Consider the following 1,641-nt stretch of genomic DNA (forward strand, 5'->3'; position numbering starts at 1 on the left):
CGTCACCCCGGCGCTGCACACCCCGCTGATGGCTGTGACCAACGCCATCTCCGGCATCATCATCGTCGGCGCCCTGCTGCAGGTGGTCGACATCGGTGGCGAAACCATTACCGTCACCTCGGTACTGGGCACCATCGGCGTCTTCCTCGCCAGTATCAATATCTTCGGTGGCTTTATGGTCACCCAGCGCATGCTTGACATGTTCAAGAAGAAGAAAAAATAAGGACCGACCGACATGGAAAATATTTCTGCTTTGCTTTATCTGGTCGCGGCGGTGCTGTTCATCCTCGCGCTCAAGGGGCTGTCCAGCCCGGTGTCCGCCTTGCGCGGCAACCTGTACGGCATGATCGGCATGGTGATCGCGGTATTCACCACCTTCATGATCATGGACAAGCCGGTGCTGGGCCTGATCGGCGGCGCCATCATCGCCGGTGGTGCCATCGGCGCATGGAAGGCGAAAACGGTCGAAATGACCGGCATGCCGGAACTGGTTGCCGCCATGCACTCGCTGGTGGGCCTGTCTGCGGTGCTGATCGCGGTGGCTGCGGTGTACCACACCGGTGAAACCCATACCCCGGTACAGAAGGTCGAGCTGTTTATCGGCGCCTTTATCGGTGCCATCACCTTTACCGCCTCGGTCATTGCCTACGGCAAACTGTCCGGCCGCTTCGGCGCCAAGGCCGTGACCTTCTCCGGCCAGCACCTGCTCAACCTGCTGTTGGCGATCGCCATGGTCGGCTTCGGCGTGGTGTACTTCACCACCGACAGCCATGCTGCTTTCCTCGCCATGGTGGCAGTGGCGCTGGTGCTGGGTGTGACACTGATCATCCCGATCGGCGGTGCCGACATGCCGGTGGTGGTGTCGATGCTGAACTCATACTCGGGCTGGGCGGCAGCCGGTATCGGTTTCACCCTGAACAACCCGGTGCTGATCATCGCCGGTGCCTGCGTCGGCGCCTCCGGTGCCATCCTGTCCTACATCATGTGCAAGGCGATGAACCGCTCCATCGTATCGGTGCTGCTGGGTGGCTTCGGTGCCGAAGCGGCCGCTGGCGGCGGCGCGGCTTCCGGCCCGAAGAACTACAAGTCCGGTTCGGCTGAAGACGCTGCCTTCCTGATGAGCAACGCCGACAGCGTGATCATCGTGCCGGGCTATGGCCTGGCGGTGTCGCGTGCCCAGCATGCGCTGCAGGAATTTGCCAACTTGCTGACCGAGAAGGGTGTCAATGTGCGCTACGCCATCCACCCGGTGGCTGGTCGTATGCCGGGGCATATGAACGTGCTGTTGGCGGAAGCCGAAGTGCCGTACGAGCAGGTGCAGGAGATGGAGGAGATCAACTCCGACTTCGCCAACACCGACGTGGTGCTGGTGATCGGCGCCAACGACGTGGTCAACCCGGCTGCGCTGAAAGACAAGGCCAGCCCGATCTATGGCATGCCTATCTTGGAAGCGCACAAGGCGCGCACCGTGATCGTGGTCAAGCGTTCGATGAGCGTGGGTTACGCGGGTCTGGATAACGAACTCTTCTACATGGACAAGACCATGATGGTGTTCGGTGACGCCAAGAAGGTGGTCGAAGAGCTGGTCAAGGGCGTCGACCACTAAGCCCGTCTAGCAACAGATGTAAACAAAAGCCCGTC

At 60.9% G+C, this 1,641-nt stretch carries 2 protein-coding genes; both read left to right on the forward strand.

Going from position 1 to position 1,641, the window contains the following annotated elements; genetic code table 11:
• On the forward strand, window positions 1-223 hold a 223-nt coding region (locus EGI20_RS18420), incomplete at its 5' end, for a proton-translocating transhydrogenase family protein (protein ID WP_498633144.1).
• 12 nt (window positions 224-235) lie between these two features.
• Window positions 236-1,606 (forward strand): NAD(P)(+) transhydrogenase (Re/Si-specific) subunit beta, encoded by a 1,371-nt coding sequence (locus tag EGI20_RS18425; protein WP_498633146.1) that lies wholly within the window; start codon window positions 236-238, stop codon window positions 1,604-1,606.
• The last annotated feature ends 35 nt before the right edge of the window (window positions 1,607-1,641 follow it).

Source organism: Aquitalea sp. S1-19 (assembly GCF_024343515.1).